Annotated in this window: 19 protein-coding genes; 13 read left to right on the top strand and 6 right to left on the bottom strand. The window is 46.1% G+C overall.

The genetic code is table 11. The features are described from left to right. Positions 1-15: 15 nt before the first annotated feature. Both IEY13_RS07275 and IEY13_RS07270 read right to left on the bottom strand, forming a co-directional pair. The gene (locus IEY13_RS07275; protein ID WP_188951327.1) at positions 16-912 is read right to left on the bottom strand and encodes a LysR family transcriptional regulator; all 897 of its coding nucleotides are present in this window, start codon (positions 910-912) and stop codon (positions 16-18) included. 219 nt (positions 913-1,131) lie between these two features. Next, complete coding sequence (locus IEY13_RS07270) at positions 1,132-3,063, bottom strand: sigma 54-interacting response regulator (protein WP_188951326.1); 1,932 nt, start codon at positions 3,061-3,063, stop codon at positions 1,132-1,134. A 377-nt stretch (positions 3,064-3,440) separates the two neighbouring features. On the opposite strand from IEY13_RS07270, the gene IEY13_RS07265 reads away from it, so the two are divergent. Then, entirely contained in the window at positions 3,441-4,028 is a 588-nt protein-coding gene (locus IEY13_RS07265; RefSeq protein ID WP_188951325.1) for a putative quinol monooxygenase, read from the top strand. Here the strand turns inward: IEY13_RS07265 and IEY13_RS07260 are convergent. Beyond that, complete coding sequence (locus IEY13_RS07260; RefSeq protein ID WP_229687774.1) at positions 3,997-5,034, bottom strand: proline iminopeptidase-family hydrolase; 1,038 nt, start codon at positions 5,032-5,034, stop codon at positions 3,997-3,999. The two genes, IEY13_RS07265 and IEY13_RS07260, sit on opposite strands and share 32 nt — an antisense overlap. Before the next feature lie 212 nt (positions 5,035-5,246). On the opposite strand from IEY13_RS07260, the gene IEY13_RS07255 reads away from it, so the two are divergent. Then, the gene (locus tag IEY13_RS07255) at positions 5,247-6,272 is read left to right on the top strand and encodes a bestrophin family protein (protein WP_188951324.1); all 1,026 of its coding nucleotides are present in this window, start codon (positions 5,247-5,249) and stop codon (positions 6,270-6,272) included. Between the two features lie 65 nt (positions 6,273-6,337). Here IEY13_RS07255 and IEY13_RS07250 read toward each other — a convergent pair whose 3' ends face one another. Next, positions 6,338-7,243 (bottom strand): alpha/beta fold hydrolase, encoded by a 906-nt coding sequence (locus IEY13_RS07250; RefSeq protein ID WP_188951323.1) that lies wholly within the window; start codon positions 7,241-7,243, stop codon positions 6,338-6,340. Positions 7,244-7,535: 292 nt separating this feature from the next. On the opposite strand from IEY13_RS07250, the gene IEY13_RS07245 reads away from it, so the two are divergent. The 5 genes from IEY13_RS07245 to IEY13_RS07225 all read left to right on the top strand — a co-directional run bounded on the left by IEY13_RS07245 (position 7,536) and on the right by IEY13_RS07225 (position 10,888). After that, positions 7,536-8,366 (top strand): AraC family transcriptional regulator, encoded by an 831-nt coding sequence (locus tag IEY13_RS07245; protein ID WP_188951322.1) that lies wholly within the window; start codon positions 7,536-7,538, stop codon positions 8,364-8,366. 74 nt (positions 8,367-8,440) lie between these two features. Further along, positions 8,441-9,073, top strand: coding sequence for a class I SAM-dependent methyltransferase (locus IEY13_RS07240; RefSeq protein WP_188951321.1), 633 nt, complete (start codon positions 8,441-8,443; stop codon positions 9,071-9,073). 45 nt (positions 9,074-9,118) lie between these two features. Further along, positions 9,119-9,934, top strand: coding sequence for an AraC family transcriptional regulator (locus IEY13_RS07235; RefSeq protein ID WP_229687773.1), 816 nt, complete (start codon positions 9,119-9,121; stop codon positions 9,932-9,934). A 71-nt stretch (positions 9,935-10,005) separates the two neighbouring features. Beyond that, positions 10,006-10,404: a DUF1398 domain-containing protein gene (locus IEY13_RS07230; protein ID WP_188951320.1), complete on the top strand. Its 399-nt coding sequence runs from the start codon at positions 10,006-10,008 to the stop codon at positions 10,402-10,404. Between the two features lie 40 nt (positions 10,405-10,444). After that, entirely contained in the window at positions 10,445-10,888 is a 444-nt protein-coding gene (locus IEY13_RS07225; protein ID WP_188951319.1) for a YqgE/AlgH family protein, read from the top strand. 60 nt (positions 10,889-10,948) lie between these two features. On the opposite strand, the gene IEY13_RS07220 is transcribed toward IEY13_RS07225, so the two are convergent. Further along, complete coding sequence (locus IEY13_RS07220) at positions 10,949-11,995, bottom strand: tetratricopeptide repeat protein (RefSeq protein ID WP_188951318.1); 1,047 nt, start codon at positions 11,993-11,995, stop codon at positions 10,949-10,951. Between the two features lie 77 nt (positions 11,996-12,072). Here IEY13_RS07220 and IEY13_RS07215 point away from each other — a divergent pair, with 77 nt between their 5' ends. After that, positions 12,073-13,908: a CocE/NonD family hydrolase gene (locus IEY13_RS07215; RefSeq protein WP_188951317.1), complete on the top strand. Its 1,836-nt coding sequence runs from the start codon at positions 12,073-12,075 to the stop codon at positions 13,906-13,908. 112 nt (positions 13,909-14,020) lie between these two features. On the opposite strand, the gene IEY13_RS07210 is transcribed toward IEY13_RS07215, so the two are convergent. After that, the gene (locus tag IEY13_RS07210; protein WP_188951316.1) at positions 14,021-16,483 is read right to left on the bottom strand and encodes a glycoside hydrolase family 95 protein; all 2,463 of its coding nucleotides are present in this window, start codon (positions 16,481-16,483) and stop codon (positions 14,021-14,023) included. Between the two features lie 205 nt (positions 16,484-16,688). Between IEY13_RS07210 and IEY13_RS07205 the strand changes: the two genes are divergently transcribed. The 5 genes from IEY13_RS07205 to IEY13_RS07185 all read left to right on the top strand — a co-directional run bounded on the left by IEY13_RS07205 (position 16,689) and on the right by IEY13_RS07185 (position 23,873). Beyond that, entirely contained in the window at positions 16,689-17,840 is a 1,152-nt protein-coding gene (locus IEY13_RS07205) for a peroxiredoxin family protein (protein ID WP_188951315.1), read from the top strand. 6 nt (positions 17,841-17,846) lie between these two features. Continuing rightward, positions 17,847-19,016 (top strand): TlpA family protein disulfide reductase, encoded by a 1,170-nt coding sequence (locus IEY13_RS07200; protein WP_188951314.1) that lies wholly within the window; start codon positions 17,847-17,849, stop codon positions 19,014-19,016. 168 nt (positions 19,017-19,184) lie between these two features. Further along, positions 19,185-19,751 (top strand): RNA polymerase sigma factor, encoded by a 567-nt coding sequence (locus IEY13_RS07195; RefSeq protein WP_188951313.1) that lies wholly within the window; start codon positions 19,185-19,187, stop codon positions 19,749-19,751. Positions 19,752-19,775: 24 nt separating this feature from the next. Further along, a complete protein-coding gene (locus tag IEY13_RS07190) occupies positions 19,776-20,624 on the top strand; it encodes a hypothetical protein (protein ID WP_188951312.1) in 849 nt (282 codons plus the stop codon). A 147-nt stretch (positions 20,625-20,771) separates the two neighbouring features. Beyond that, positions 20,772-23,873: a SusC/RagA family TonB-linked outer membrane protein gene (locus tag IEY13_RS07185; RefSeq protein ID WP_188951311.1), complete on the top strand. Its 3,102-nt coding sequence runs from the start codon at positions 20,772-20,774 to the stop codon at positions 23,871-23,873. Positions 23,874-23,879 lie beyond the last annotated feature (6 nt).

The following is a 23,879-nucleotide window of genomic DNA, read 5'->3' as shown; positions in this document are numbered from 1 at the left end:
TGAGTTTAAGTTGTTTTATGAAAACCAGTTCTGTGTAAGCATCTGTTCCAGCTCCCTGATTTCCCGGGCATACATTGTTTTTTTTCGTTTGCCCAGGTGCAGGGTGTTTTCTACACAGGGGCTTCCTTCCCAGGCCAGCATTACGGTTTGGTTACCCAGCTCTTTTTTACACAAAAAATCGGGCATTATGGCAAAGCCGTTGCCGCCGCGCAGGCAACGCAGCACGGAGCTAAGGTTGGGCACTACGTAGTTGGGTCTGAAATCGGGCTGTACTTCAAAATTGGCGGTCCAGAAGTTTTTAAGGTGCGTCATATCGGTAGTAGTAAACCACACCTGTTGCCGCAGCCATTGGCTGATGTCTGTTTTTTTACCGGCGGCTATTAATGCAGGCAGTGCTGTGGTGTCTGTTTCGCTGCCACAAATCAGCAGCAGGCGTTCCCGCGCAAACGGTGTGTATTCAATATGGGCCTGCTGCCTTTTCTGGGGTGTTAATACAAGATCGAGCGAGCCATTGTCCAGATCGTTCAGCATCTGATCGTAATCATCAAACTTCAGAATAATGTTAAAAGGCAGTTCGGTAATATGTTCTTCCAGCGTATGTTCAAAAGCTTCAAAGCCCATGCCCAGCCCGATAGTAGGCTTGTTGGTTTTGGAGTTGCGGCAGAACAGCTGTTCGGCCTGAACAAGATGGTTCATAGCATCGATAATGCAGTTATACAGAATGTTGGCCCGTTCCGTAGGCACCATTTTCCGGGGTTCCCGCTCAAATAAAAGGTGGCCGGTGTAGGTTTCCAGTGATTTAAGGTGAAGGCTTACGCCGGGTTGTGAAATAAACAGTTCCTGTGCGGCGGTGGACAGATTGCCTGTTTCGTAAATAGCTTTGAATGTTCTAAACCATTCCAGGTTTAACATAGAGGTTGTGTTTTGCCTGCAAGGGGCTATTTACATGCCAGTTGAAGTAAAGGGGAGCGGTAAGGGAGCGGATAATGTGTATGGTGTTGATAGTTAGTTGTTTATGTGTTTTTGGGTCACCTGCCTTGCCGGTAAAATAAAACGGGAGCCTCCAGGAAAATTGGAGGCGGGCGGGCCTCTGCTACAATAATTTTGTAGCAGAGCTGTTTGTGTTATGGGCTACTTTGCAGATGAGATAAACTCTGCTTTATTAATATGCAGCTTTTCTATTTTAGCTTCCAGGGTGGTGGGTTTCAGGTTCAGTAACGCTGCTGCACCATTTAAGCCCCGTATACGGCCTTCCGTTTTTTTAAGGATAGATATAATATATGCTCTTTCTGTTTGCCGCTGTATACGTTTTACATCTTCCAGGTTTCTGATATCCGGTTGTGCTATGCCTGCCTCGCGTGGCAATGCGGTAAGGCTTCTTTTTAAGGTGAGTGCAGATTTGCCATCGTTCAGAATGGCAGACTGCTCTATTACATTCTCCAGTTCGCGGATATTGCCCGGCCAGTGATAGGCCAGCATTTCTTCCATCATAGCGGGGGATATGCCGCTAAAAGGCTTTTCAAATTCCCGGCAACATCTTTCTGCAAAAAATGTGGCCAGTGCTTCTATATCTGTCTGTCTTTCCCGCAAGGGCGGTAGTGTAACAGGAAATACATTGAGGCGGTAATACAAATCCAGCCGGAAGCCTCTTTGCGCCACTTCTTTTTCCAGGTTGCGGTTGGTGGCTGCTACTATACGCACGTTTACTTTTAGCGGAGCGCTGCCACCGATAGATTCAATTTCTTTTTCCTGTAAAACGCGTAGCAGTTTTACCTGCATATCCAACGGCAGTTCTCCTATTTCATCCAGGAAAATAGTGCCTCCATCTGCCAGTTCAAACTTTCCCTTTCGTTTTTCTGTTGCACCGGTAAAAGCGCCTTTTTCATGTCCGAATAATTCTGACTCTATTAACGTATGCGGAATGGCGCCGCAATTTACTTTTACAAAGGGGCCGTTTTTGCGGGGTGATAGCTGGTGAATACAGGCTGCCACTTTTTCTTTGCCGGTACCACTTTCGCCCAGTATAAGCACCGAAGTATTGTAAGGGGCTACCTGAGCGGTAAGGTCCAGCGCATTTAATAACAGAGGATGGTTGCCGATGATACTGCTGAATGCCGGGTGGGTAACTGTTTCGGCCTCCGGCTTACCGGTTGTGTTATGCTGGCTGGCACCATACATTATTTTTTCGGCAATAAAAGTAAGGCTGTTCCGTAGCCGGTTTAATAAAGTCAGGTGCGGTAGTGTGTAAATATGTTCCAGCCTGCTATAGAAAAAGTAGTGAAAGGCCATGCCGTTGCTAAGCGTAACCGGAAACACCAGGTAAGATTGTATATGAAATGTTTCTATCAGTGTTTTTTGCAGTGATGGCACATTGGGCTGCATATCAGTAGCTTCATTATTATAAATAACGGCACCGGCATCTGTATGGGTATTGGCAAGTATAACAGATAATGCAGTTTTTTTTAAATTGGTAATTGTGAGCAATTCCTTTTCTGCAATAAACTGATACTCTTCAAAGCCAATACGCAGGTAACCGGTATCGCTGAATTCTGCAATAGAGAGTGGCCGTAGCCCGGTGGTAAGCAAATCGAACGGCAGAAAGGGTTGCAGAATGCGGGCCAGCTCCAGCCAGTTGCCTGCTGCTTCCATTTCCTTTTGTAACAGATTTTCCTGAAATGCTTTTGCCTCCGTGCTATGTGTATGGCGGTACCAGGCAATATCCAGCATTACCTCTAAGTCTTTTTTCCGGAAGGGTTTTACCAGAAAGCCATAAGGTTCTGTTTTCTTGGCTTCTTCCAGTATTTTCTGGTTAGAGTTGGCTGATAAATAAATAAAAGCAATATTTTCTGCTTTCAGGGTTCGGGCAATATCAATACCGGTACGGTCGCCTTCCAGCCGTATATCCAGCAGTGCAATATCGGGCTTGCTGTTTCTGATGCTTTTTTCTGCTTCAGCGGCAGATACCGCAATGCCGGTTACTTCATAACCAAACCGCTCCAGCACCTGCCTCAGGTTGTTGGCTACAATGTATTCATCTTCTACTATAAGCACTTTTTTCTTCATATACAAAGTACCTAAAGATAGGGTATAAGAATGGTTAACCCCTGCCTCAGCAGATTTGGAAGGGCTACAGTGGATAAACATTGGAACATAGCGGGGGAAAGATAAATGTGCGTGCCTTAAACTGCTATAAGAATACTAATAGCAGCCATTAGTTTACTTATTTGCCCGGTGGGCCCCGGGGCACCATATTTACCTGCAAAAGAATTGCCTTGCTTATACCTGATAACACAAACCGGCGCTTTACATGGGGGAATGCTTTTTTACGCTTAATAAGTGCTGCTAACCAATGCCTGAGGGGCTTTTCCGGTGGTAACACTATAACCGTTGTGCTAACACACTACCAGGTAAAAACATGCTATCACGAACAGTTTACGGCCATGATAAGCATGTATGTTTTCAACTCGCTGAAGGCAACCGGCAATATAATGGCGGCAGCTTATTACGAGCAGGGGGATGTTACCGTAATATGGGTAATGGAGCGATGGAGCAACGGGGCTTTGTATGAGGAGAACAGAAAAAGCCCGGCTGCAGAAATGGTGCGTGTTTTTACAGAAGCAGAAGGGGCTGTGCTGAAAGAGCGGCTTTATATGCGGGAGTTGGAATGGTTTACCAGAGATAGCCCCCGGAAAGCGCTTCCGGAAACGGATGAACACCCTTTAGTGGTAATGTTGTTTGTAGATGTAAAAAGGGGTATGGCCGCACAGTTTATACGTATGAACCGCGCGGCCATACCGGCTATACAAATGGATGCCGGGTTGCTTACCTTTCAGCTTAGCCAGGTAGTTAAATACAACACAAGGTTTGTGGTATATAAAAAGTTTTACAACCGCGACGCTTTGCAAAACCATCTCAAAAGTGCGGCTATAGTACCGGTAATCCGCTTTTTGCAAAGCGCTGTAAAAGAGCCCCCGTTTGAGAGGGCGTATCATCATCTTATTGAATTTGCGCCGCTTTATCTGCTTTAAACGTACCCTTTTCCACATCCTGCAGAAAGCGGATAAGGGCATTGAAATAGCGTGCCTGATCATCATACATAGCCATATGGCTGCCTTCGGGGCAAAGGTACAGCCTGCTGTTGGGCAGCAGCCGGGCTTCTTTTTTCATGCTTTCGGGGTTCATCTCATCCTTCATACCTCCCAGCACCAGTACCGGTGTTTTTATTTGCGGCAGCCTGTTCCAGAAATCCCAGTTTTTAAAATTGCCCGTTACATGAAACTCATCTACCCCCTGCATATGATTGTAAATAACCGGGTTTACTTTCTTAAATGCACGCATCAGGGGTTCCGGCCACTGATCTACCGGCAGGCGGCACAATACCTGTGTATACAACCTGTTCATCAGCAGATTGGTGTATTCAGGGCTGGTATAAGCCTGTTGCTTGTCCAGCGAATCGTACAGGGCCATATCAACCGGCGAAAATATCTTTCGTTTTAACGAGTCGGCGTAGGCTATAAAATCTGCCATGCCTGCCGTCATATTAGAAAGTACCACTCCTTTAACGGCAGCCGGATATTTATGTACGTATTCCATTGCCAGCAGCGCCCCCCAGGAGTGGCCTGTTATGTAAAATGTATGCAGCCCCAGGCCTTTTCTTACCTGCTCTACCTCTTCTACATAACGGGCTATATTCCATAACGAGGTATCGGCAGGGGCATCTGAATTGCCACAGCCCAACTGATCGTAGTAATAAATTTCCATGCCTTCCTGCGGCAGAAAATCTTCAAAGCATTCCATGTAGTCGTGCGAAAAGCCCGGGCCGCCGTGCAACAGCAGTACTTTTATGTTACCGTTGCCAGTCTTTTTAGTCCATACTTTATATTTTCCATCCACCTCTATAAGCCGGTTGCCACCTGTTTTAATACTATCGGCCGTTGCTGTAACAGAAGGTGGGGGAGGTGGGGTTGTTTGTGGTTGACTACAGGCCAGTGCTGCACTACAGGCCAGTAGTGCAGGGATGATTCTCATGTTCATATGCTATTGGTTTACAAAGCGCAAAGGTGAAGATGCTAACGGCTGATACTTTATTACTATGTTAATAGCAGCTATCAGAAAAATAATACCGGGCGTGGATGTATTGTGCCTGAACCGTAAAGGACTGGCATGAAAAAAGTAATAGCAGCCATTATACAAGTTGTTTGCAGGTAAGGTGGGGGCAGGTGAATTTTGAAAGTAATCATTCAGATATGCTTATTAAAAAGACACTTTCGCTTAGTACTGTTTACGATTTTACCGGGCACCATTTACCCTGGCTTACGGCATGGATGCTGCTGGTGGCCTGTGTTTGTTATTTTACGCATTGCAGCTGGCTGGCCCTGCCCTGGTTGCCGCTTTCGCTGGTGGGTACGGCTGTTGCTTTTTATGTGGGGTTTAAAAACAATCAGTCGTACGACCGGCTTTGGGAAGCCAGAAAAATATGGAGTGATATTGCGGCCGACAGCCGGGTATTTGCGGTTATGGTAAAAAACTACCGCTCAGAAGAAATGGCCGGTAATGATGCGGCAGCTATAAGACGCCAGCTTGTGTACCGCCATATTGCTTACCTGTACCAGCTTCGCGAACAGTTGCTGGTGCCGGCGCAGTGGGAGCATGCCTGTTTACAAAGCCGCTGGCGAATGGCCTATCATAACCGGCAGCGCCGAGCCAGAATAAACCAGCTTTTTAAGGCAGAGCTGGAACAGGTGCAGCAACAGACCTACCTGTCTGCAACGGAACAGCAGGAGTTACAGGGGGCTTTTAATAAGGCCGCACAGTTACTGAATATGCAAAGCCGCACTGTACAGGCGCTTTACAGAGATAAGGTGGTTAACATGATACAGCAGATTGATATTCAGCATACGCTTAATAACTTTTATGCAGAACAGAGTAAGGTAGAGCGGATAAAGCAAACCCCTTTTCCGCGCAAGTATGCCAGCTTTAGTTTTCTGTTTGTATGCATATTTATTTTTCTGCTGCCTTTTGGTATAGTGGGCGAGTTTAGCCGGCTGGGAGCGGCTGGTGTATGGCTGAGCGTGCCGGTAGGGGTAGTGGTGGGTTGGGTATATGTGGTAATGGAAATGATTGGCGATTATTCTGAAAACCCGTTTGAAGGTCTTTATAACGATACGCCTATGCTTTCTATTTGCCGGGCTATTGAAATAGATATGCTGCAGATAATAGGAGATACAGTTATTCCCGAAGCGATACAATCGAAAGGGCCGGTGTTGCTGTAAACGGATAAAAGCAGAGGTAGTTTTTGCTACCTCTGCCTGTTTTATTCCTTTTATCAGCGTGTTTGTTAGTTAGCGGCGCTGCTTACCGGTTTGCTGCGCTTAGCGGTTACTTTGCGGTCTAAAAAGTCTTTAATAACCGCGGCAATTTCATCGCCGTGGCTTTCCAGCGCAAAATGTCCTGCATCAAACAGATGGTATTCCAGGTTTTTTATATCCTTTTTATAAGCTTCTGCGCCACTTACAGGGAATATATAATCATTCTTTCCGTATACAATCAGCATCTCCGGATTGTAGGTGCGGAAATACTGCTGCCATTCAGGATATTTAGGAGGGTTGGTGCCGTAATCGTAAAACAGATCTAACTGAATCTGTCCGTTTTCAGGACGCTCCAGATGGCGCAGGTCTATTTCCCAGTTATCGGGGCTTACCACCAGCGGATCAGGCACTCCATGCGTATACTGCCATTTTAAGCCATCAGGGCTATGGAAGGTGCTTAAGGTTTTTTCTGCTTCCTTATCGTTGTGGTCTTTCCAATAGGCTTTGAAAGGATCCCAGAAAGTTTCCAGCCCTTCTTCATACGCGCATCCGTTTTGTACAATCAGCGTTTCAATGTTTTCCGGGTGTTTGGCAGCCACTCTCCAGCCCACCGGTGCTCCATAATCCATCAGGTACAAGCTGTACTTTGATATGTTCAGCTTTTCCAGCAATGCTTCGATAATGTTGGCAAAGTTGTCGAAAGTGTAAGCAAAATCTGCAATAGGTGGCTGCTCACTTCTGCCATAGCCAGGATAGTCCGGGGCTATCAGATGGTATTTATCTGATAATTCATTTATCAGGTTGCGAAACATGTGCGACGAGGCAGGATAGCCATGCAGCAGCACAAGGGTGGGCGCATTTTTAGCACCTGCTTCGCGGTAAAAGATATTAACCCCATTGATGTCAATGAAGTGGTAGGTAGTTTTATTTTTCATTGTCTGAAAATTTTTGATATTGTTTTTTATGTGTGGGGATGCGCCGTCCCCGTAGGCATGCATGTCAAATATAAAATGGTTATCCTGGCTTCTGGCATCAGTGGTTTTATATCAGATATCAATAAAATAATACAGGGTAAATGCATGATTGGGGCGTGCTTACACCAGCTGCAGAAAGCTGTTGCCGCTTCTGTGGCACCGGCGTTATGGTATTAGCTACTATACGGAAAAATGCTGTTCGGGTTAAATGCCTAAGTTTGGGCTTGTAATGAAGGGAATACCGGTTAGAAACATGGGCACACCGCGCGCTGCCACGCCAGCCGACAGCTTTGCTGTCAGGAGCCTGAGCGAGTTAACAGGTGGGGAAGAGATGCGGCAGGAGGCGCACCGGCATAATTTCTTTTACCTGCTGATAACAGCGCGTGGGGCTGGTGAACATATTATTGATTTTACTGCTTACCCGGTAGGAAACTATACCCTGTTTTTTATGCGCCCCGGACAGGTACACCAGTTGCGCCTGGAGGCTGACAGTACCGGATATATGATACAGTTTGAAAGGCAGTTTTACTTTTTGCAGGAGAAGGGTTTTGAGCACCTGCTGCAAAAAGCTGCCAGTGTAAACTATTACCCGCTACAGGAGGGCCTGTTTAGGGAAGTATATACTTTGGTAACAGCTGTATTTGAAGAAGCTGCACATGGCAGGGAAGGGTACCGCGAAGTGATACTGGCGCACCTGAGTATACTGTTTGCGCGGCTGATACGCCAGGCAGCGGTGCGGTATGAGGGCAGCGGTAATTTGTATATACAACAGCGCATGCAGGAGTTTGAGGCCCTGCTGGAAAAGTATGCGCCCTTTAACAAACCGGTAGCAGCGTATGCGGCCATGATGCACCTGAGCATATACCAGTTAAATGCCATTGTTAAACAGATGCAGGGCAAAACCGCTTCGCAGGTAATTAGCGACTATGTAGTGCTGGAGGCAAAGAGACGGCTGCTATGTACCGGTGAAACCGTTGCCCGCATAGCTACGGCGCTGGGCTTTGAAGATGCTTCTTATTTTATCCGCTTTTTTAAAAGGCATACCGGTATTGCCCCCGAAGCCTTTCGCCGGAAGTGCAGATAAGTACCACTAAACTTCATTTTCGTCCTGCTTGCCGGTTGAAGGGCGTGATAGCTTTGTGTTATTAATCAATAGTTATGACTACGTTTTCAGAAGCTTATCAGCAAAAATGGAATGAGCGTTACAGGCAGGCAGCCTATGCCTACGGCAAAGAACCTAACTCTTTTTTTAAAGAATGGCTGGCCCGGTTTACACCAGGTAAACTGTTGATGCCGGCAGAGGGGGAGGGCAGAAACGGGGTATATGCAGCTACACAGGGCTGGCAGGTAACGGCCTTTGACATCAGCGAAGCGGGCCGTAATAAGGCGCTGCAGCTGGCCGTGGAAAGTGGGGTTGAAATTACTTATCTGGTGGGTGCTTTGGATAGTCTGCAGTTTACACCTGCCAGCTTTGATGCTATCGGCCTTATTTATGCCCATGTGGAAGCTGATGAGAAAGCTGCATTTTATAATACCCTTTCCGCCTGCCTGCGGCCCGGCGGTATGGTACTGCTGGAGGCATTTAGCAAAGCGCATCTGGTGTTTAACCAGGCCAACCCCGCCGTAGGTGGCCCTAAGGAAGTGGATATGCTTTTGTCAAAAGCGGAGATACAGGTGTGGTTTGCTGACTACGACATACTGTTGCTGGAAGAAACGGTTATTCATTTGGCAGAGGGCGCATATCATAACGGAGAAGGTGCTGTAGTGCGCTTTGTGGGGCGTAAAAAGTAAGTATAAGGCCCGCTGCCCCTGGTGCTTTGTTTATCGTAACCCGTTATGGCGCTTTCTGTGCGTGGGTTGCGCAAAAATGCGGTACTTTACAGGTACATGCGGTTTGAAAAAATATTACCGGCCCCCAGGCTCCGTGCGTACATTAAGTATTATGTAATATCGGAGAATGCAGCGGAAACACAATACAAGGTGTTTCCCTCATCTGGCCTTGTAATGGGCTTTCAGTACCGCGGGCAGCTTTCGGTTTGTACAGCAGATGGCAGCGAACGTTTGCTGGCTGCGGGTATAACGGGTATTTCAGATAGTTATAAACTGTTTAAAAACTCGGCAGGTATTGGTACCCTGCTGGTGTTTTTTACCGAAACCGGCTGGATGCAGTTTTCCCGCTGCCCCGCCCATGCATTGTTTAACCAGAGTGTAGCACTACCCGATGTGCTGAATGCAGATGACACAGCAGCCGTAGAAGAGCAGCTGGCCCTGGCAACTACCGATGCACAACGCATACAACTGCTGAACCATTTTTTTATGCAACAGGTGAGGGAGCAGGCACCCGATACGCTGGTAGCGGAAGCTGTGCGGCTGATATACGCCTCAGGTGGGAATATTCAGATACGGCAGCTGAATGAAAGCCTGTTTATAAGCCAGAGCCCCCTGGAGAAACGTTTTCGTAAGCTGGTGGGTACTACCCCTAAAAAGTTTGCTTCTATAGTGCGCTTTAACACCGTGCTGCAAAATATGCATAAAGGGCGGTCGCTTACAGAGCTGTGTTATGAATATCAGTACTTTGATCAGGCGCATTTTATCAAATACTTTAAACGGTTTACCGGCGAAACGCCCGAACGTTTTAAGCGCTTTTTGTAATAAACGATTTTTTACAATGCCGGCAGTAACGGATGGCTGAGTTTTGTGGCATCAGATAAAACGAATGAACCATGTTTACCATTGAAGCAATTAAGGCGGCACACGCCAAAGTAAAATCCGGTGCAGATTTTCCCGCTTATATCCGCGATCTTAAAAACCTGGGTGTGGGCTATTATGAAACCTGGGTTACTGACGGGCATACCGATTACTATGGTGCCGGAGAAGAGAAGCAGGTAGCGGTTGCCCAATACGGCCCGCTGGATATTGCTGCCACCGCCAACGTAACGGCTTTTGCCCAACGCCTGCGCGAACACCAGCAGGGAGCAACGGACTATCTTACTTTTTGCGGCCATTGCGCGGAGCATGGGGTGGAGAAGTGGGTGGTGTGCCTGGATAAAATGACCTGTACTTACTACGATACCGCAGGCAATGAATTGTTGCAGGAGAAGGTGCCGGATGTGATGGTATGACGCCTTTACAGTTTTGTTATTTTAAACCTACTTTTAACGGATGAAAACAGGAACCATTATTACCGCTACCTCCCTGCTGAAAGATACTTTTTTTGAAGCAGCTGCATTGCTGATTACACAGTATAACGATAAAGGTGCTATGGGTTTTGTGATAAACAAGCGTTTTGAGCGTACGTTGAATCAGTTAGCGGAGTTTAAGAACGGCCTGCCCTTTCCTATATATGATGGTGGCCCGGTAGACAGGGAGCACCTGTACTTTATACATCGCCGTCCGGATATTGTTACGGGTGGCGAACCTGTTTGTGAGGGTGTATTTCTGGGTGGCGATTTTGCTGCAGCAGTAAAGGCTATTAACAACAGTAAGCTTACAGAACAGGATGTGAAAATATTTCTGGGTTACTGTGGCTGGGATACCGCAGAACTGGAAGCGGAAATAGAAGAGGGTAGCTGGGAAGTAACCAACGGGCAGGATATGTTCCGATAGGTTATTATATCCTGCCTGTTGGTAATGCTGTTGGTATTTGTACACAACTGTTGGCTGTGGTTAATTACTCAGAAGCCCCCGGTTGGCGTTTACAAAATCCTGTACCTTCTTCGGTATTTTGCTTTGCAGTTTTCTTTCCGTCATCAGGTTAATGTAAATGTTATAGTTTACTGCAGCCAGTGCTTTGTTACCTTGTTTCAGGTATACATCACCCAGATTATAATAGGCAACTTCTCTTTTAGGAAAGGCCTCAATTACCTGTTTCAATATTATTTCCGCTACTGCCAGGCTATTGGCCTGTTCCAGAAAATAGCCCACATCGTTCGCGCTTTGTACCTGTTTGCCTGTAATGGGTTCATTGTTAAAATAGGTGGCATCTGTAGTGCTGAATACAAAAGGCAGCATAGGAAAGCTGCTTTGCGGTACCCGATACAAAGAATCAAGCAACCCCTTATAATTGCCCGGTTTATAATAAAGAGAAAGCGCACCGGCGGTAGTGCCGGATGGCTGTTCAGACAGCAGGGTTTCTGCTACATAATTGTCCAGAAAAACGTTACTGTTGCTGTTGAATTCCTGATATATGCGGCGCTCTTCACCGGCATCGTCCGATCCGTTTGCTTTTGTTCTGCTCAGCTGCCAGCGTTTAAGCGCCGGACGCCAGTTAAACCAATACGTTTCGGTAGAAGAAAAACTGTTAGGCCCCCAGGTAATGGATAGCTGCACCGTGTCTTTATGTACATTCATATCATACCCATGCATGTTATTACAGCTGGCGCAGAACAAGGCGTAATCGTTGGCAAATTTCAGCCGCCAGGCGCCGGGCTTTTTTTCGTAATAGGCCAGGCCCTGCAGTATGTAATTTTCTCTGTCGGGGTGGTTGCTGTAAAAGGCATTTTTAAAGTTGAGCGTATCACTTTTCTGATACAAAACAAATAAGCCTCCGGTGTTACCGCCGCTTTTAAAATCGAGCAGTTGTATGGTATCGTTATTAAACGCTTTTTCAAACAGCTTACTATTGGTAAGAGAAGTACTAAGGGGAATACTTTTTTGCTGGGCAAAGGAGGATGCACAGCAAAAAAAGAAGGCAGACAGGATGGAGCATTTCATGAGATGCAGATGGTTTGATATTTTAAATTGAATATATATTACTTTGCGCGCAACATTCACCCAACCTTTAAAATAATATGAATTGTAGTTGGAAGGACAGCTGCCCGGAGAAACACAAGCAAACTATCTGCCACAACCGGAGAACCACGGGGAATGCACCGCTAAAAATGCTGCTGCTGGTAGCTATGGGCCTGTTATGGGGGTCCATGGTATATAGCCAGCCAGATACGGCAAAAGTGGCTGCCAGGCTGGCGGCAGTGGAAAACTCCGTTTTTGTAGATACGGCTGTACGTATTACGCTTACAGATGGCATAACACTAAGCGGTACCATGGCCCGGCCCCGGCAGCAGGGGGCTTTTCCGGTAATACTGGTAGTGAGCTGCTACCCTTATGAACACAGTTACGACAAAAAGCGGTGTATAGCCTGGGCAGACAGTGGATATGCGGCCATAGTAGTGTTTGCCCGTGGCAGAGAGCACTCCCAGGGTGTGTTTTATCCCTTTGAAAATGATGCGGCAGATAATTATGATATTATAGACTGGGTAAGCCGGCAACCATGGTGTAATGGTAAAGTAGGCATGTATGGCGGTTCTTATCTGGGGTTTACACAGTGGGCGGCTGTTAAAAAACTGCATCCTGCTTTAAAAACTATTGTACCGCAGGCTTCTGTTGCACCGGGTATTGACTTTCCCAATGCCGGCGGCATATTTACCACTTACGTGCTGAGGTGGCTGAAGTATGTGCGTAACCGGCAATACGTGGATACAGTACAGATGACAAATACGGAGCGCTGGAACGGGTTGGTGACCAGTCATCTGCTAAAGGGGGCGGCATTTAACCGGCTGGATTCAACTGAGGGGCATTATGACAGCGTATTTCAGCGATGGCTGGTGCATCCTCCGGCAGATAGCTTCTGGCAGCGGATGACGCCGGTAAAAGAGGAGTTTGCCCGTATTAATATTCCTATACTAACTACTACAGGTTATTTTGACAGCGACCAGCGGGGCGCTTTGTATTATTATCGTATGCATCATCAGTTTGCTTTGGACAACGGAGCGGCCAACCATTATCTGTTAATTGGCCCTTACAATCACCATGGTGCGCAATCGGGTTATGTGTATAAGCAAATGCAGGGATTTACCATTGATTCTGCTGCCGCGCTGAATATGAATGAATTGGTGAGCCAGTGGTTTCATTATTGTTTGCGAAATGGTGAAAAGCCAGCTTTTTTACAGGATAAGGTTGCGGTATTTGTATTGGGTGAAAACAAATGGCGCTATTTTCCTTCTGTAGAAAAGATGTGCAGCGACACTATTACTTATTATCTGCACAAAAAAAAGCTGTTGCCCGGGCAGCAGCGACAGGGTAAGCCCCTGGAATTATGCTGGAGTACGAAAGAGTTGATAAGAGATAGCCTGGATATTGCCAGAAATGGCGGTGGTACAAATGGGTTGTTAAAGCATAAGAGTGGGCTCACGTTTGAATCTGATCCTTTGGAAAAGGATATTATCTGGACGGGTTCGCCGGTAGCAAATCTCTGGCTATCGTTATCTGTTCCTGATGCAGATTTGCGTATAAGCTGGTGGGAAGTTGATAAAAAAGGGAAGTGGCGTTTGCTTACCAGTCAGAATAAGCGGCTTTCTATGAGTGTTGAGCAAGGCCATAGACACAGCTGGGTAAAAGACCAGGTGTATCATGTACAATTGGATGATGCTTTTTGGACAACTACGGTTATAAAAAAAGGTAGCAGCCTGAGATTGTTGATAGCCCCCCTGTTAAATAGTGCTTCTGAAATAAACTACGGCAGCAGCAAAGAGGTGAGTACCCAAACTATAGCAGATGGTGGCCCCGCTGTTTTACGTATTTATACAGACGATAAGCACCCCAGCCACATACTATTACCTGTTATGTAGCATGTATGCTGTGCGGCGCATTGCTGTAGCAGGTAATTGCCGCCCGGAATAAAATGCCCGCTTAGCACCTTACCGGTACTGAGCGGGCATTTTAGCTGGTAAACGGATAACGTTATAAAGCGGAGATTTTATATACCCCGTTTTTCTTTGTATTAAAAGTGGTAAGGTAACTGTTACCTGCGCGAACGGAAGTGGCTTTTGCGCCTTTTACAGCTATAGCAGCAGCAGTTCTGAGTACGCATTTTTCTCCATTCGCAGAGGCAATGGTGGCTGCTGTTAATTGCCCGTTTTTCCATTGTATATCTATTGCAAAGGCACCTCTTGCTTTAAGGCCTGTAACGCTTCCTGTAGCCCACGCCTTTGGTAGTGCAGGTAACAGGTGTACTTCATTCAGATGGCTTTGTAACAGCATTTCCGTAATGCCCGAAGTAGCACCAAAATTACCATCAATCTGAAAGGGAGGGTGCGCATCAAACAGATTGGGATAAAGCCCGCCGCCTTTGGATACGCTGAGATCGCGCATCAGATCGCGTATCAGCTTATACGCGTGATCGCCATCCAGCAGGCGTGCCCAGAAATTGATTTTCCAGGCCAGGCTCCAGCCTGTACCATCATCGCCACGCAGCTCCAGTGTTTTACGGCTGGCCTGTGCAAAGTCTGGGGTGATAACAGGCGATATTTCGCGGCCGGGGTGCAGGCCGTATAACTGGCTTACATGGCGGTGGTGGGGTTCTACATCTTCCCAGTCTTTATACCACTCCTGCAGGTTGCCCTTTTTACCAATATGCAATGGATACAGTTTTGCCATCTTTTGGGTAAGCAATGCGCGGAAATCTGCATCTATGCCCAGCGCTTCCGAAGCTTCAATACAGTTGCGGAAATGATCGCGGATAATAGACATATCCATAGTGGCGGCTATAGAGGTGTTGGCATGTTTGCCATTATCGTCTATATATTCATTTTCCGGAGAAAAAGAAGGGGCCGTTACCAGGTAGCCGTTTTTATCTTCTACCAGAAAGTTTACCAGAAATTCAGCAGCACCTTTCAGTACCGGATAGGTTTCTGTTAAAAACTTTTTATCCCTTGTAAAACGGTAATGCTCGTAAAGATGGCGGCATAACCACGGAGCGCCCATGTACCAGTTAGCCCATTTAGGATCGCCTTTGCCAATATCACCTACGGGGTTGCTGATAGCCCATATGTCGGTATTGTGGTGGGCTACCCAGCCTTTCAGGTTATAAAACTCTTTTGCGGTATGGGTGCCGGTAACTGATAACGCTTTAATGAATTCAAACAGGGGATACTCCATTTCTTCCAGGTTACTGATGGCTGCGGGCCAGTAGTTCATCTGGGTATTGATATTAATGGTGTAGTTTGAACTCCAGGGCGCACGCAGAAGGTTGTTCCAGATACCCTGCAGGTTGGCAGGCACACCGCCAGGGCGGGAGGAACTGATGAGCAGGTAGCGACCGTACTGGTATAAAAGTGTTTCCAGTTCCGGGTCGGTAGCGCCTTTACTAAAGGTCAGCAGTCGCTCATCGGTAGGTTGCTGTATGCTGGCTGGCTGGCTTTTACCCAGTTGCAGGTTTACCCGGTTAAAATAGCGTCTGTAGTCTGCGGTATGCTCGGCAAACAGTGTTGCCCAGTTTTTTTGGGTGGCGGCCTGCAGGGCGGCATTACATTCCTTTACAGCATCTTTTCCTGCGTTTGCGGGGCATTTGTCGAAACCATTGTAGCTGGTAGCAGCGCATATAATCAGCAGTACTTCGCTGGCGTTCTGTACTGCCAGGCCGGCAGTATCTGTGTGCGCAGTGCCGCCGGTAAGTATGGCCTTTATCTGCAGGGCCGCAGTCATGCCATTGCAGCCACTGCTGTCTCCGTATTTAATAGGTTCGGCGTTGTATTTAACATAATTGGGGTCGGCCTGCGAGGGGGCTTGCGCAGTCATAAAAAGCCCGTTGGTGCCATCTGGTTTAACGGAATAATGTACCTGACTGCTTAGAGCAGCGCGGAAGTTTATTTTACCGGGTTTATCTGCTGTAAAACGTATTACCAGCGCTTTGCCGGGAAAACTGGCAATCATTTCCCTTTTATAGGTAACACCACCTGCTGTAAAAGTAACCGTAGCCAGGCTGTTGGTAAGCGTAAGGTCGCGCGTGTATCCGCTGTATTCACCGGTGCCGGATTGCTGTTGCAACCGCAGATCGGCCAGGGGCATAAACGACTGTGTGTATAGCCCCTGTAGTTTTCTTACCAGCTTATTGGCTTCCTGGTAATCTTCGCGTTCCAGTAATGCTTCTCTGGTTTTGGCTAAATAAGCGGGGGCATCGGGGTTTACATTCCGTTTAACGGGGCCGCCGCTCCAGAAACTGGCTTCATTCAGTTGCAGCAGCTCATTGGCAGGATCGCCAAAAATCATGGCGCCCACACGGCCATTGCCTATAGGTAAGGCCTCCGTCCATTTAGAGGCGGGTTTGTTATACCATAGCCTCAGATTGTTTTGTGCAAAAACAGCTGTTGTAAGGCAACTGTATAAACATCCTGCTCCGGCAAGTTTCAGTAATACTTTTTTCATGTGGCTGGTTGTATGGTAAAGGTTCTGTATTTAAAGATAGCCTTATTCTGTTTTGTACCTCTTTACAGGTTAAAACGGCTGATAATTATGCCAATGTGTGTGAATGATGCGGCAGAAGGTGTTTTTTTTATCCCGGTTAGGTGCGGGGCGCTTTTGCATTGTATAGTATATGCAACAAAGCATACATCAACACTAACGAGTACTAATGAAGAAAATAACATTTATCTTATTCTTATCAGGCGTGTCTATGGTCAGCCTGGCCCAGGATTTTACCATTAAGGGCAAACTTGCCGGACAGGGCAACGAAAAAATAACCCTGCGAGGCGTAGATAGCGAAATAAAGGTGGAAGCAGTGAATGATGCTTTTGAACTGACCGGAACGGCTGCGGATGAACCATTTGTAACTTTTTTAAATACGGGGTTAGACCGTAATACCTACCTCGGTGGCGGTAAAACAGGCATGTATACGCCCGCCCAACCGCTGATGGTAGTTATATCAAAAGGGGCCAACCTTACTATTACCGGCACCGCAAAAGACCTGCACCAGGCCATGGTTACCGGTGATGACCTGAATGAAGGTTTTAACGAAGTGCGTAAGCTGGAAAAAAAGCCGCAGGATGAATTTGCAGCCTTACAGGCGCAACTGACAGAAAGCCGTATTATGGGCGTTACAGATGCTATTAAAGAAATTGGACCTAAAATGTTGGCGGTAAGAAAATCTATGTCTGAAGCCCGCAAGAAGTATATTAAAACACACCCCGATGCTTTTGCCAGTATATTTTTTTTGTCAATGGATGCCAAAGAATACCGGCTTGGTGAGCTGGATTCGGTGTATAACGGCCTTTCTGATAAATATAAAAATACCCGGCCTGGCAAAGGGTTGGCTTCTAAAATTGCCTCGCTGAAAGTAATACGCGATGGTGGGCCGGCACCCGATTTTGCTAAGCCGGATATCAATGGCAAAAGCGTAAAGCTGTCTGATTTCAGGGGTAAATATGTGTTGCTGGATTTTTGGGGAAGCTGGTGTGCACCCTGCCGTGCGGCTAACCCGCATTTGAAAGAGTTGTATGCACAATATGCTGCCAAAGGTTTTGAAATAGTAGGGGTGGCGAGTGAGAAAGTAAGCGGCCAGGAGCAGGCTGAGAAAATGTGGAAAGCAGCGGTGGAAAAAGATGGGCTTACCTGGACCAACCTGCTGAATAATGAAAAAGAAATGCAGCAGGATGTAACTGCTATGTACAGTATTGAAGGTTACCCTACACAGATTTTACTGGATAAGGAGGGTAAGATTATTGCCCGTTGGCTGGGTGCTGCAGGTGCACAACTGGATGATAAATTAAAAGCCCTTTTTAACTAACCGGAAATGATAAAGAAAATATATATCGTTTTATTCAGCCCTATACTCTTTTTATTAACGCCGGTTGCCGCACAGCAGAAGCAAACCATTGAAATCAGTGGTACGGTTGCCTTTCAAAACCCTGAGGTGTTTAAAAAATACAACATGGTATGGTTGTATAAGGGAATGGCAAAAAACAAAGCAGCGGTTGATTCTGTAAAAGTAAATGCCGATGGCAGTTTTCATTTAAAAGCCAAAGTAACCGGGCCGGGATTGTTTACGCTGGATATTTTAAAATGGCAGACTGCGGCCTTCTGGTCAGACCAGGATGTAACCGTACAGGCGCGTGGTTATGATACCGGCAGGCAGAAAATGAAAAATTCGGGTTATGTGGTGGTAGAAAGCAAATCTGCTGCTACCAGACTGATAAGTCAGGCTATGTACAACAGGTATCTGGCTGGTCTGGAGTCTGATTATCTGGCAGAGGAAGGGTTGGCTGCCCAGCAACATGTTGCTAAAGATGCTGCATGGGCCACCTGGCTCAGGTCAACAGCGCCAGGTAAACGCAAACAGGAGATAGAGACCATGCGTTTAAAGCAGCTGATTACTGCCAATGAGCATACACCGGCAACCGTGTTTCTGCTGAGTTTATTACCGGCAGATCAGGAAGCGTATTTTTCCGCACAACTGGATAAGCTATTGGTTCAATTTCCTCAATTGAATGAGGCAAAAGAACTGAAGCAGGAATATCAGATACAGCTGGCGAGAAAAAATGCTATTAAAAAAGGCAGTCCTGTGCCGCGCATAGCTTATAACGATCCGGCAGGTAAACCAGTGGATATCCATTCCTTTAAAGGTAAATATCTGCTTGTCGATTTCTGGGCAAGCTGGTGTGGACCCTGCAGAAAAGCGATACCCGCCATTAAAGAATTGTATAGTAAATACAATGCGAAGGGGTTTGAAGTATTAAGTGTTTCTATTGATACAGATGTGGCTGCCTGGACCAAAGCAATGAATGATGAAAATATGCCATGGGCTCAGGTGCTTTCCCCCAACAAAGAAAAAACACTGTCGGAGTTTATGATAGTAGGCGTTCCTACGCTTTACTTAATTAACCGCGAAGGCGTAATAGTGGAGAAGTATACCGGCTTTAGCAGCAAGCTGAAAGACCAGTTGGATGAGATTTTTAAAGATTAGTATTCCTGAATTTAAGGGGAGTATAGCATTATACCCAATGGCCAGGCTGATAAAACAAGCCTGGCCATTTCTTTATTTTATATCCCTATTGAAATAGTAGGGAATGTGGTGGCGGATGTATATTTTTGTATCTTGTTCCCCTAAGGGCTTACTCTAAGGTTTGTAATTATGCGACTATCGAACGAACAGGCACTTATTATTCAGTTGAAGGAAGGCAGCGAAACTGCTTTTGCAGAATTGTATAGTGCCTATAGTGAAGTGTTGTATTCATTTCTGCTGAAGCTGGGCGTGCAGGGCGAGGATTGCAAGGATGTAATACAGCAAACCTTTGTTAAACTCTGGGAGCATAGGGAAGGATTAAAAGAGGGCTTATCCCTTCAGTCTTATCTGATTACCATTGCCAAAAACGATATTTACAACACTATTAAAAAGCGGCTGGTAGCGCAGAAGTACCAGGCAGTACCGCAGGAAACAGATGAAAAGGCGCTACAACTGAGCGAGGTGCGCGATCTGCTTCAGAATATACTGCGTCAACTGCCCCATAAAAGAAGAGAGGTATTTACTATGAGCCGCATAGAAGGGTACTCTAACCAGGAAATTGCTGAAATACTCAACATCAGCAAGAGTACGGTGGAAAATCATATCAACCACTCCACCAAACAATTAAAAGGCCTGCTTAAAAAAACAGGAATTTTTTTTACGGCCTTAGGTGCAATCGTCTTCCATATTGTATAGTTATATAGAATCTGATCAACGCAAGTGAAAAGAGAACTCCTGAGAAGCTATTTTGAGAAAACCTGTTCCGCATCCGAAGCTGCGATGGTGGAAGAATGGTTGCTGCATCCTCAGCATCAGGCTGAGTTTGAAGCCTTTCTCGAAGCTTATTGGGAAGAGCATACCAGAGAGGCAGGCCAACTGCAACCGGTACCTCTGCAAAAACGCTCAGCATTACGCCGTTACATACCACGGCTGGCTGCTGCAGCCGCAATAACAGGTGCTGTGCTGTTTTCTGTTGTTTACTTCTCCGGTAAAAGAGCAGTGGTAGAGTCAGATAAAACAACGGCTGTTGCTGTTGTTACCCCGGAACAGTTGCCTGCAGGCACCCGTTCCGATACGCTCAGTGCTTTATTGAAAGATGCTGAAGTAAAAAAGGTAAAAACCAAAACGAAACAATATGGGAAGAAACATTTGCCTGAACCCGCAGTTGCTTATGCTGCCGCAGCACCCGCTGCTGTTAACGTGCAGGATACTGCAAGCCAGCCGGCTGAGCCCAGGAAAACGGTAAGGGCAACAGTCATGACTAAGTTCATGTTTAACGACAGTGCATTTTGTAAACTCAGCAAAGCCGATCAGTTAACTGTTATCAACCGCATGGCACTCCGGGTGGATTTTAACAATGCTTCGTTCAGCGATCTGGTGGCTAATTTCCGCAACAGGTACGGTATAGTGCTGGAACTGTGCGAAGGCACAACACCTGATAAGCTGGCTAAAGTGTATACTGCAAGGTTTGAAGGCATTACACTGCCCGATCTTATAAATGACATGTCTGGTCAAATGGCTTTTTCTTACTCAGTTACCAATAATGTAATTAAGGTTTGTTTTAACTAATTCACTGCTTTTAATTTTTTTTTTCTGCTTATGAGAGTATTGCTTTATGCGGTACGGGGTACCGCTATGTTTCCACTTATTGCAAAGCTTCCAGATACACACTTCAACAATTGCGTTATTCCTAAACATTAAAAAACAAAACTGCTTATGTTATCGAAAGCAAGAAGGATTGGCGGTATTAAAAAGCTGCTGCTGTTACTGCTGCCGGCCTTTATGATATTGCCTGGTGCTGTGGTAGGTCAGGTGCCGGCAGTAACGCTGAAGCCCGTACCTAAACTAATGGGTAGGGTGGTAGATGAAGACAAACGCCCTGTGGCCGATGCCTATATACGGCTGAAAGGCAACAGTAAAGTAGGCGCTGCTACCAACAGCAGCGGCGAGTTTGTATTAACACTGGATAAGCTGGAAGGCACACTGATATTCAGCCATACCAGTTTTAAGCCACGGGAAGTGGTGCTGAAACCCGATATGAAACTTACCATGGTAATAAGCCTGGAAAAGAGTAGTGACGAAAAAGAAGAGGTAATTGTTACCGGTTATTCCAACCGTAAAAAAAATAGTTTTACCGGTGCGGCCGTAAGCTATTCAGCCGATGACCTTAAAAGGGTTGGTAATAAAAACGTGCTGCAAAGCCTGCAGAACCTGGACCCTTCTTTTGTACTTACTGAAAACCTGAGTGCAGGCTCTAACCCCAATGCGTTGCCCAACTTAAACCTGCGAGGTAAATCCGGCCTGGAAGATATGAAGGGCGAGTACACCGGCAACCCCAACGAGCCGCTGTTTATACTGGATGGTTTTGAAGCCAGTGCGCAGAAAATATTCGATCTGGATATGAACCGCGTGGCTTCTGTTACGTTGCTGAAAGATGCATCGGCCAAAGCTATTTACGGCTCCAAAGCTGCTAACGGGGTAGTGGTAATTGAAACCATTCGTCCGAAGGAAGGAGAGATGCGGTTATCTTATAACGGCAACCTGAACATAGAGGCACCTGATTTAACATCTTATCATTTAACCAATGCGCGCGAAAAGTTACAGGTTGAAGTAAATGCCGGCCGTTACACATCCACGCTGCCTTTTACCCAGCAGTTTTTACGAGAGCAGTATAATTCGGTATTGAAAAATATTGAAGAAGGAGTGAATACCTACTGGCTTTCCAAACCGTTGCGTACAGGTTTGGGTAACAAACATACTGTATATGTAGAAGGCGGTTCGTCTGCCATGCGTTATGGTATTGACCTTACCTATAACAATGTAGCGGGTGTAATGAAGGGTTCTAACCGCCGGAACGTGGGTGGTTCTATTAACCTTTCTTATAGAAAAGGGAAGTTGAATTTTAGGAACATTCTGAACATTACTTTTAATACCTCTGATAATTCACCCTACGGTAGTTTTTCGGAGTATAGCAATTTAAACCCCTACTATGCCCCTACAGATGAATACGGCAGGGTGAGAAAGCAGTTAGGTACTTTTCAGTCCAGTGCTTCTGCAACGCCCATTTATTATTTTAATCCGCTGTACAATGCGCAGCTGGAAACAAAAGATTTTAGTAAGTATACCGAGATTACCGAAAATTTTTATGTGGAGTACCAGGCACATCAGAACCTGAAGCTTACGGGCAGGGTAGGATATACGCATAATGGAAATTCCTCTGAGCGGTTTTTACCGGGCGACCATACCAGCTTTGCTTTGTGGACAGGCGAGTCTTACTACAAACGGGGTTCGTACACAATGACAGATGGGGTAAGTTCTACTTTAAGCTCTGACCTGTTTGCCAACTGGACAAAAGCCTATGGTAAACATGTGGTGTTTGTAAACGGAGGTTTGAATGTGGCTGCTTTTACCAGCGATACGCATGGTATGACGGCGTGGGGCTTTTTGAACAACCGGGTAGACTATATCAGCTTTGCCAAACAATATGCCGATAATGGTGTGCCTTATGGCTCAGAATCTATTAAAAGAGAAGTGGGCCTTATCAGCTATGCCAACTATGCTTACGACAACCGTTATCTGGTAGATGTAAGCATGCGCAGAAATGCCTCGTCTGTATTTGGTGCCAATAACCGCTGGGGTAATTTCTGGTCGGTAGGCCTGGGCTGGAACCTGCATAACGAAGGGCTTTTAAAAAGTGTGAAGGCCATCAATAACTTTAAAGTAAGGGGCTCTGTAGGTACTACCGGCAGCCAGAACTTCAGCCCTTACCAGGCTATGGCTACCTATAACTTTTTTACCAGCAGTACGTACGATAATATTTCCGGTGCCTACCTGTATGCATTGGCTAATGATAATCTGAAGTGGCAGGAAGCCAGAGAATACAACGTAGGTGTGGATTTGAAATTGTTTAACCGGTTAACTGCGCGGTTCGATTATTTTCTGAAGAATACCAGCAACCTGCTGATTGATTTTACGCTGCCTACTTCTACCGGCTTTAATTCCTATAAAGAAAACCTGGGCACGCTCCGTACTATCGGGTACGAAGGCGCTATCAGCTATCAGGTGTATTCCAATCCTAAAAGGCATTCTTTTGTAACCCTCAATACTTCCTTTGCCCGCAACTTCAATAAACTGGTAAGCATATCAGATGCGCTGAGCAGCCGTAACAAAGAGCAGGATGAAAGTACCGAAAACGTAAGGGCCCCTAAAACGCGTTATAAAGAAGGACAATCTATGAGTTCTATATGGGCAGTACCATCGCTGGGTATTGACCCTGCTACCGGTAAAGAAATGTATCTGACCAAAGACGGTAAAACCACGTACGAGTGGAATGCAGACGATCAGATTGTTGCGGGTGTAAGCGATCCTAAACTGAGCGGCAACTTTGGTGTAAACCTGGAATACAACGGCTGGGGCTTATCAGCTTCTATGCGTTATACGCTGGATGCAGGGTATTATAACAGTACACTGGTAAACAGGGTGGAGAATGTTGATATTGCGTATAACGTAGATACACGGGTATTAAACAATACCTGGCAAAATCCGGGCGATCAGTCTTTCTTTAAAAAGATAAACACCGTACGTACCACTACCAGGCCTACTACACGGTTTTACCAGACGAAGAGCGACCTTACTTTTTCTTCTTTAAACCTGTATTACGATTTTAAGTGGCTTAATATTAAAAAGTATGGTTTTCAAAACCTGAAGCTGGGCTTTTATACCACGGAGGTGTTTGTGGCTTCTAACGTTAAAACGGAGCGTGGTACTGATTATCCGTTTGCACGCACTTTCTCGTTTTCTCTTCAAACCAATTTTTAATTGTCA

Origin of the sequence: Filimonas zeae, assembly GCF_014641615.1 — a bacterium.
GTDB lineage: Bacteria > Bacteroidota > Bacteroidia > Chitinophagales > Chitinophagaceae > Filimonas > Filimonas zeae.
Note: the sequence above shows the minus strand (reverse complement) of the source record. Positions and strands in the feature narration are given on the sequence as shown.